Source organism: Streptomyces flaveolus, assembly GCF_000716535.1.
Taxonomy (GTDB): Bacteria; Actinomycetota; Actinomycetes; order Streptomycetales; family Streptomycetaceae; genus Streptomyces; species Streptomyces flaveolus_A.
The window spans coordinates 123,728-132,161 of sequence record NZ_JNWV01000033.1; the positions used below are offsets into that span (position 1 = coordinate 123,728).

Genomic DNA, 8,434 nt, shown 5'->3' on the forward strand with positions numbered 1-8,434 from the left:
GGTTCAGCTCCTGCTCTGGTGGTACGACGGTGAGGGGGCCGCAGGTCCCGGGCGGGCGTCGAGCGCGGTGAGCGCGTCGCGCAGCCCCCGGTGTACATCCTCGTACACCTCCACATGGCCGTCGGTGGCGAGGTGGTCGGCGTCGGCGAGCCGGTCGAGCTGGGCGTCGACGTCGGCGTTGCCGGTGGGGGTGCGCGGGACGTTCAGGGGGGCGGGCGCCGCGGGGTCGTACGCGGGCGCCGCCTCGGTGTCGATGTCGGCCTCGGACACGGACTCGCTCATGCCCAGACGCTACCGCGAACCGCTGGGGTACCGTCGTGGGCGATGGCCACGATCGAGGAGTGCCGCGCCGCACTGGGGAAGCTTTCGGACAACATGCAGGGGGCCGAGGGCGACGTCCGCGCGGCCGCCGCGCTGGACCGCTCGGTGAGCTGCCACATCACCGATCTCGACGTCACCTTCGCGGGCCGGATGACCGGCGGCCGGATCGAGGTCGACGAGACCCACCCGGGCCCGCCGCGCGAGAGGGCGCAGATCAGGCTCGCCATGGCCGGGGACGACCTGGTGGCCCTGGTGGGCGGCGGACTGAACTTCGCGACCGCCTGGGGCTCGGGCCGGGTGAGGCTGGAGGCGAGCCTGCTGGACCTGTTCCGGCTCCGGAAGCTGCTGTAGGCGTTCGCGTCGTCAGGAAACCGCCGTGGCCTTCTCCGCGCGCGCCTTGCGGGCCGCCGGCACCACCAGCGGGGTGCCCGTCTCCGGGTCCTCGATGACCTGGCAGCGCAGCCCGAAGACGTCTTCCACCAGTTGGGCCGTGACGATGTCGTTCGGGGCGCCCTCGGCGATCACCGTGCCGCCGCGCAGGGCGATGAGGTGGGTGGCGTAGCGGGCGGCGTGGTTGAGGTCGTGCAGCACCGCCACCAGCGTCCGGCCCTGCTCCTCGTGCAGCTCGGCGCACAGGTCGAGGACGTCGATCTGGTGCTGGATGTCCAGGTAGGTGGTCGGCTCGTCCAGGAGCAGCAGCGGGGTCTGCTGGGCGAGCGCCATGGCGATCCACACCCGCTGCCGCTGTCCGCCGGACAGCTCGTCCACGTACCGCTCGGCCAGCTCCGCCACACCGGTCTGCCGCATCGACTCGGTGACGACCCGCTCGTCCTCCGCCGACCACTGGCGCAGCAGGCCCTGGTGCGGGTAGCGGCCCCGGCCGACGAGGTCGGCGACGGTGATGCCCTCGGGCGCCACGGACGACTGCGGCAGCAGGCCGAGGGTCCGCGCGACCTTCTTCGCGGGCATCGACTGGATGGCGTACCCGTCCAGCAGCACCCGGCCCTGGCTGGGCCTGAGCATCCGCGACAGCGCCCGCAGCAGCGTCGACTTGCCGCACGCGTTCGGGCCGACGATCACCGTGAAGGAGTTGTCGGGGATCTCCACCGACAGCTTCTCGGCGATGACCCGCTGGTCGTAGGCGAGAGTGACGTCCTCCGCGGACAGCCGGTTCACAGTGCTCCTAGGGGTGTTCGGGTGCGCGCCGCTTCCGTCCGGGCCCTGCGCGCGCTTCATATCCGGCCCGCCCGGCGCTCGGTGACCAGCAGCCACAGCAGGTAGGCGCCGCCGAGGACGCCGGTGACCACGCCGACGGGCAGCTGATCGGCGCCGAAGGCGCGCTGCGAGGCCCAGTCGGCGGCGACCAGCAGGGTCGCCCCCATGCACAGGGAGGGCACCAGGTTGGGTCCCGGCGAGCGGGTCAGGCGCCGGGCGAGCTGCGGCGCGGTCAGCGCCACGAAGCTGACGGGTCCCGCGGCGGCCGTCGCTGCGGCGACGAGCAGGACGGCGCACACCATCAGCACGAGCCGGACGCGCTGCACCCGCACGCCGAGCGCGTTCGAGATGTCGTCCCCCATCTCCATCATCCGCAGACCGCGCCCGTTCGCGAGGACCAGCGGGACGAGGACGGCGCACAGCGCGAGCAGCGGCCAGACCTGCTCCCAGCCCCGGCCGCCCAGGGAGCCGGTCATCCACACCACCGCGCGGGTCGCGTCGACCAGGTCGGCCTTGGTGAGCAGATAGCCGTTGACCGCCGTCATGACCGCGTTGACGCCGATGCCGACCAGCACCAGCCGGTACCCGTGCACACCCCGCTTCCAGGCGAGCGCGTAGATGGCGAGACCGGTCGCCAGGCCGCCGGCCAGCGCGCCCAGGGTCACCTGGGAGGCGCTGCCGGACATCAGCACGATCACGACGAGCGCGCCGGCCGTCGAGCCCTGCGACAGGCCGAGCACGTCCGGGCTGCCCAGCGGGTTGCGGGAGACCGACTGGAACAGCGCCCCGCCGAGGCCGAGCGAGGCGCCGACCAGCAGGCCGACGAGGACCCGCGGCAGCCGCAGCTCGTTGACGATGAAGTCCTGGTAGGCGGTGCCGTTCCCGGCGAGCGTCCGCAGCACGTCGGCCGCCGGGATCTTCGCGTCGCCGGTGCCGATCAACGCCACACCGGCGGCACAGGCGGCGGCGAGCAGCAGCACGACGACGGTCAGCGCACGCGGGTCCAGGCGCAGCGAGAGCCCGCCGGGGGTGCGTACGGCACGGCTCCTGGAGTGTGTCTTCACAGCTGGGCCGTCCTCCGCCGTCGTACCAGAAAGATGAAGACCGGGCCGCCGATGATCGCGGTGACGATGCCGACCTGAAGCTCGGCGGGGCGGGCGACGACCCGGCCGACGACATCGGCGCCGAGGAGCAGCACGGGCGCCAGGACCGTGGCGTACGGCAGGATCCAGCGCAGGTCGGGGCCGGTGAAGGAGCGCACGACGTGCGGGACCATCAGGCCGACGAAGACGATCGGGCCGCACGCGGCGGTCGCGGCACCGCACAGGACCACGGCGGCCAGCATGGCCAGCGCCCGGGTGCGGTTGAGGTTCGCGCCGAGGGCACGGGCGGTGTCGTCGCCCATCTCCACGGCGTTCAGCGGCCGGGCCAGGGCGAGCGCGAGGACCGTGCCGACCGCGAGGAACGGCAGGACCTGCACGATGGTCGAGTTCGTGGCCGAGACCAGCGAACCCACCGTCCAGAAGCGCATCTTGCCCAGGGCCGCGCCGTCCGTGATCATCACGGCCTGGAGGTAGCCGTACAGGGCCGCGCTGATCGCCGTGCCGGCGAGCGCGAGCCGTACCGGGGTGGCGCCCCGGCTGCCGCCGAGGAACCACACCAGCGCGCCGACCGCCGCCGCGCCGAGGAAGGCGAACCACACATAGCCGGTGAGGCTGGTGACGCCCAGGTAGGTCATGGCCGTGACGACGGCGGCCGAGGCGCCCGCGTTCATGCCGAGCAGCCCGGGCTCGGCCAGCGGGTTGCGGGTCAGCGCCTGGAGCACCGCGCCGGACAGGCCGAGCGCGGCACCGGCCAGCAGACCGAGGGCCGTGCGGGAGAGCCGCTCGTCGACGACCACGTCGCCGTACGTCCCCGTGTCGTGGAACAGGCCGTGCCAGACCTGGTCCAGCGACAGCGCCTTCGCCCCGATCGCGATGCTCGCCACAGCGACGAGCACCAGGAGCGCGACCGAGAGCAGGAGCCCAAGGGCCCTCGCCTTTCGGCGGGTTGGGGGCGCGGGGGCGGTCTCCGCGCGCTGTTCCGGAGGACTGTCGACCAACACGAGGTTAGGTTAGCCTACCCTCGCTCCGACCACGATCCCCGGTGCCTGCGAAGCCCGCCGAGACCCGCGGTTCCTGCGGAGCCCGCAGCGGCCCGCTGAAGTCAGCGGCGGCCCGCCCGTGTTCCCGTTCCCGTGAGGTCCGCGCCTGGTGGACCGTCAGAGCCCCAGCCGGGCCAGCGCCTTCTCCCCGTCCAGCGCGCAGGATTCCTCCCCCGCCGCCGTCCAGGCCGCCGCGCACAGCGCCCGCAGCCCGTCCAGCGGCTCGCCGTCGCCCGTCAGCTCCAACCGGTCCGTCCCGGCCGTCGCCGTCCACCCGCCGCAACGGAAACCGTCACCTTCCTGGGTGATCTCCGGCTGCCCGGTGAGCAGCCCGCGCAGATCGGCGTCGACATACGTCGGCCGGTGCCGCGGCGGCGCGGCGAGCAGCTGCGCCCCGTCGGTGACCCCCGTCAGCACCAGCAACGAGTCCACCCCGCCGTTGAATGCGCCCTCGATGTCCGTGTCCAGCCGGTCCCCGACCACCAGCGGCCGCTCGGCCCCGGTCCGGATGACCGTCTCCCGGTGCATCGGGGGCAGCGGCTTGCCCGCGACCTGCGGCTCGGCGCCCGTCGCGATCCGCACGACCTCCACGGCCGCCCCGTTGCCCGGCGCGATACCCCGCCCGCTCGGAATCGTCAGATCGGTGTTGGACGCGAACCACGGCACCCCTCGCCGGACGGCGTACGACGCCTCCGCGAACCGCCCCCAGGGCAGATCCGGCCCGCCGTAGCCCTGCACGACAGCGGCCGGGTCGTCGTCCGCCGACTCCACCGGCGTCAGACCCCGCTCGCGCAGCGCCACCCGCAGCCCCTCCCCGCCGATCACCAGCACCCGCGCCCCGGCCGGGACCTGCTCGCTGATGAGCCGCGCGACGGCCTGCGCGGAGGTGATGACATCGTCCGCGCCCGTCGGTATGCCCAGCTCCGTCAGGTGCCCGGCCACCGCGTCCGGGGTGCGCAGTGCGTTGTTGGTGACGTACGCGAGGCGCATCCCGCCCGACCGGGCCACCGCCAGCGAGTCGACCGCGTGCGCGATCGCGCTCCCGCCCGCGTACACCACCCCGTCCAGATCGAGCAGCGCCGTGTCGTACGCCTCGCTCAGGGGCTGCCCACTGCCCTCGGGCCTCGTCCTGACGCCTTGGCTCATGTCCACATCGCTCCTCGTTCACTCGCCTTTCCCCCGATCATCCCGCACACCACTGACAGACGTACGATGCCGGGATGAACACAGCAGGTCACTGGGAGGCAACACCGCGTCGAGGCCTGGAACTGACCCCGTTCCGAGGCCTTCGTTACGACCCCGACCGGGTCGGCAGCCTCGCCTCCGTCACCTCCCCGCCCTACGACGTCGTCGTACGTCCCGACGGCCTGCACCACCTCCAGTCGGCCGACCCGTACAACATCGTCCGGCTGATCCTGCCCCAGGCCGGCACCCCCAGCGCCCGCACCGAGCAGGCGGCCGACACACTGCGCCGCTGGCTGGACGAGGGCATCCTCACCGCCGACCCCGAGCCGGGCCTCTACGTGTACGAGCAGCGGAACGGCGACGGCATGCTCCAGCGCGGCATCATCGGCACCCTGCGGGTCACCGAGCCCGCGGAAGGTGTGGTGCTCCCGCACGAGGACGTCATGCCGCCCGTGGTCGCCGACCGCGCGGCCCTCATGCGGGCCACCCGCGCGAACCTGGAGCCGCTGCTGCTGACCTACCGGGGCGACGGCACCGCGGCCGAGGTCGTCGAGCGTACGGCGGACCGCCCGCCCCTGTTGGCCACGACCACCGAGGACGGCTTCCGGCACCGCCTGTGGTCCGTCACCGACCCCGCCGAACTGGCGCGCGTCCAGACCGACCTCGCCGGCCGCCAGGCCCTGATCGCCGACGGCCACCACCGCTGGGCCACCTACCGCCGGCTGCGCCTGGAACACCCCTCCCCGAGCCCCTGGGACTACGGCCTGGTGCTCCTGGTCGACACCGCCCGCTACCCCCTGCGCGTCCGCGCCATCCACCGGCTGCTCCACGGCCTGCCGGTCGCGGACGCGCTCGCGGCGGTGAACGGCCTGTTCCGGGTACGCCACCTCGACAAGCCCCTTCCCGAGGCCCTGGAGACGCTGGCGGACGCGGCCTGCGCCGGCAACGCCTTCCTGCTGGCCGGCGACGGCGCCTTCCACCTGCTCGACCGCCCGGACCCGGACCTGCTGGCCCGGACCATCCCCGCGGACCGCCCGGCCGCCTGGCGGGCCCTGGACGCCACGGTCCTGCACGCCACGCTGCTGGACCACGTCTGGCACATCCCCGAGGACTCCCCGGCCCACATCGCCTACATCCACGACACGGCCGCGACGGTCGAGAAGGCGGAACGCGACGGCGGTACGGCGGTCCTGATGCACCCGGTCCGCGAGGAGGTCGTCCGCGACCTCGCCCGGCAGGGCGTGACCATGCCCCGCAAGTCGACGTCGTTCGGCCCGAAACCGGCCTCGGGGCTGGTGCTGCGAGCCCTGGAGATCTGAGCCGACAGCGTCGTCAACGCTCGGCCCGCCGGGACACGGAAGAGGGCAGGCTCCTCCGGGAGCCTGCCCTCTTCCAGGTGACCGACGTCAGTCCTTGTCGCCGTCCTCCGGGGAGGCGTCGGTGGGCTCGTCGGCAGCGTTCCCGCCGTCCTGGCCTTCCTCGCCGTCCTCGTCCTCGGACAGGGCGTCGACGAACTCCACGCCGTCCAGCTCGGCGAGCCGGTCGGAGGCGTCCGTGCTGCCGTCCCGGTCGGCCTCGACGGCCTTCGCGAACCACTCGCGCGCCTCACGCTCCCGGCCGGCGGCCAGCAGGGCGTCCGCGTACGCGTAGCGCAGGCGAGCGGTCCACGGCTGCACCGAGTTGGAGGCCAGCTCCGGGCTCTGCAGGGTCACGATGGCCGCGTCCAGCTGGCCCATGTCCCGCCGGGCACCGGCGGCCACGAGCCGCATCTCGACCTGACCGGCCTTGTCCAGCTTGTGCACCTCCGGGGCGCCGGCCATGTCCAGCGCCTTCTCCGGCCGGCCGAGCCCGCGCTCGCAGTCGGCCATCACCGGCCACAGGTCCACGGTGCCGGTCATCCGCCGGGCGGCCCGGAACTCGGCGAGCGCCTCGCCGTACTTCTGGTTCGCGTACGCGGCGAATCCCGCGGCCTCGCGTACGGCGGCCACGCGGGACGCCAGGCGCAGGGCCACCCTGGAGTAGCCGTAGGCGCCCTCAGGGTCCTCGTCGATCAGCCGGGCGACCATCACCAGGTTCTTGGCGACGTCCTCCGCGAGCGTCTTGGGCAGGCTCTGCAGCTCCTGCCGGACGTCCTTGTCGATCTCGTCGCCGGTGACGTCCTCCGGGATCGGCAGCCGCTTGATCGGCTCACGGTCCCGGTCCCGCTCGTCACGGAACCGGCCACCGCCACGGCGGTCGTCCCGACGGTCATCGCGGCCGTCACGACCCCGGAAGCCACCGGGGCGACCACCGCGGTCGTCCCTGCGGGGGCCACGGCCCCCACGGTCGTCCCGGCCGTCCCGGCCACGGAAGCCACCGCGCTCACCACGGCTGTCGTCCCGCCGGAAGCCACCGCGCTCACCACGGTCGCGGTCGTCACGGCGGTCATCGCGGCGGTCATCGCGGCGGTAACCGCCTCGGTCGTCGTCGCGCCGGTCGTCACGGCGGAAGCCACCACGGTCGCGGTCGTCACGGCGATCGTCGCGACGGAAGCCGCCACGGTCGTCATCGCGGCGGTCATCACGCCGGCCGTAGCCGCCACGGTCGTCGTCACGACGGAAGGAAGGGCGGTCTCCACGGTCGCCACGGTCGTCGCGGCGGAAACCGCGGTCTCCACGGTCGTCCCTGCGGTCGTCACGCCGGTCGTCCCGACGGAACGCCGGGCGTGAGCCGCGCTCTCCTTCACGGAACGCCGGGCGTGCACCGCGCTCTCCCTCACGGCGGTAGCCGCCACCACGGCTGTCGTCGCGTCGGTCGTCGCGCCTGTCATCGCGGCGGTCGTCCCGGCGGAAGCCGCCGCGCTCGCCGCGGTCGCGGTCGTCACGCCGGTCGTCACGCCGGTCGTCACGGCGCCCGTAGCCACCGCCGCGGTTGTCGTCGCGCCGGCCGTAGCCGCCACGGTCGTCGTCACGACGGAAGGAGGGGCGCTCTCCACGCTCGCCTCGGTCGTCACGGCGGTAGCCGCCACCGCGGCTGTCGTCACGCCGGTCGTCCCGACGGAACCCGCCACGCTCACCCCGGTCGCGGTCATCCCGCTGGAAACCGGGACGCGTGCCCCGGTCGCCCTCGCGGCGGAACCCGCCACCACGCCGGTCGTCACGGCGGTCGTCACGGCGACCGTAGCCACCACGGTCGCCACCGCGGCGGTCGTTGTCGCGCCGGTCGTTGTCGCGACGGAAGCCGCCACGGTCACCCCGGTCACCACTGTCCCGTCGCCGCTGGTCGCGCTCCGGTCGGTCGTCGGGAGAGTTGGTGGACATGGTGACTCCTGTCTTCGGTACTACAAGCATTGTAAAAACAAAAGGACCCCTGGTCCCAGCTGAACGCTGGTGACCAGGGGTCCTTCCAAAGATTGTTCGGCGGCGTCCTACTCTCCCACAGGGTCCCCCCTGCAGTACCATCGGCGCTGTGAGGCTTAGCTTCCGGGTTCGAAATGTAACCGGGCGTTTCCCTCACGCTATGACCACCGAAACCCTAATGGTTTCGAGCGAACAAGCACACTCTTCAATTGTGTTCAGTTCAGCTCAAAGC

General features: G+C 73.1%; 9 protein-coding genes and 1 rRNA gene. 2 read left to right on the forward strand and 8 right to left on the reverse strand.

The genetic code is table 11. The annotated features are described in order from the left end of the window. Nucleotides 1-3 precede the first annotated feature (3 nt). On the reverse strand, nucleotides 4-282 hold the full coding sequence (locus tag OO52_RS32520) for a hypothetical protein (protein WP_030650275.1): 279 nt from the start codon (nucleotides 280-282) through the stop codon (nucleotides 4-6). Between the two features lie 42 nt (nucleotides 283-324). Here OO52_RS32520 and OO52_RS32525 point away from each other — a divergent pair, with 42 nt between their 5' ends. Continuing rightward, complete coding sequence (locus OO52_RS32525; protein WP_030650278.1) at nucleotides 325-672, forward strand: hypothetical protein; 348 nt, start codon at nucleotides 325-327, stop codon at nucleotides 670-672. A 12-nt stretch (nucleotides 673-684) separates the two neighbouring features. On the opposite strand, the gene OO52_RS32530 is transcribed toward OO52_RS32525, so the two are convergent. From OO52_RS32530 to OO52_RS32545, 4 genes are all read right to left on the reverse strand, one after another. Further along, nucleotides 685-1,557, reverse strand: coding sequence for an ABC transporter ATP-binding protein (locus tag OO52_RS32530; protein WP_199819975.1), 873 nt, complete (start codon nucleotides 1,555-1,557; stop codon nucleotides 685-687). Further along, the gene (locus tag OO52_RS32535; RefSeq protein WP_030650284.1) at nucleotides 1,554-2,600 is read right to left on the reverse strand and encodes a FecCD family ABC transporter permease; all 1,047 of its coding nucleotides are present in this window, start codon (nucleotides 2,598-2,600) and stop codon (nucleotides 1,554-1,556) included. Before OO52_RS32535 ends, OO52_RS32530 begins: the two co-directional genes overlap by 4 nt. Beyond that, nucleotides 2,597-3,640, reverse strand: a complete 1,044-nt coding sequence (locus tag OO52_RS32540) for a FecCD family ABC transporter permease (protein ID WP_030650286.1) — start codon at nucleotides 3,638-3,640, stop codon at nucleotides 2,597-2,599. Before OO52_RS32540 ends, OO52_RS32535 begins: the two co-directional genes overlap by 4 nt. A gap of 156 nt (nucleotides 3,641-3,796) precedes the next feature. After that, nucleotides 3,797-4,825: an HAD hydrolase-like protein gene (locus tag OO52_RS32545; protein ID WP_030650290.1), complete on the reverse strand. Its 1,029-nt coding sequence runs from the start codon at nucleotides 4,823-4,825 to the stop codon at nucleotides 3,797-3,799. Nucleotides 4,826-4,899: 74 nt separating this feature from the next. On the opposite strand from OO52_RS32545, the gene OO52_RS32550 reads away from it, so the two are divergent. After that, nucleotides 4,900-6,183 (forward strand): DUF1015 domain-containing protein, encoded by a 1,284-nt coding sequence (locus OO52_RS32550; RefSeq protein WP_030650293.1) that lies wholly within the window; start codon nucleotides 4,900-4,902, stop codon nucleotides 6,181-6,183. 87 nt (nucleotides 6,184-6,270) lie between these two features. Here OO52_RS32550 and OO52_RS52205 read toward each other — a convergent pair whose 3' ends face one another. The 3 genes from OO52_RS52205 to rrf all read right to left on the reverse strand — a co-directional run bounded on the left by OO52_RS52205 (nucleotide 6,271) and on the right by rrf (nucleotide 8,374). Then, nucleotides 6,271-7,038 (reverse strand): tetratricopeptide repeat protein, encoded by a 768-nt coding sequence (locus OO52_RS52205; RefSeq protein WP_199819976.1) that lies wholly within the window; start codon nucleotides 7,036-7,038, stop codon nucleotides 6,271-6,273. After that, the gene (locus OO52_RS52210; RefSeq protein WP_199819977.1) at nucleotides 6,930-8,096 is read right to left on the reverse strand and encodes a hypothetical protein; all 1,167 of its coding nucleotides are present in this window, start codon (nucleotides 8,094-8,096) and stop codon (nucleotides 6,930-6,932) included. Before OO52_RS52210 ends, OO52_RS52205 begins: the two co-directional genes overlap by 109 nt. A 161-nt stretch (nucleotides 8,097-8,257) precedes the next feature. Continuing rightward, nucleotides 8,258-8,374: ribosomal RNA gene (rrf, locus tag OO52_RS32560) — 5S ribosomal RNA — on the reverse strand. Between the last annotated feature and the right edge of the window lie 60 nt (nucleotides 8,375-8,434).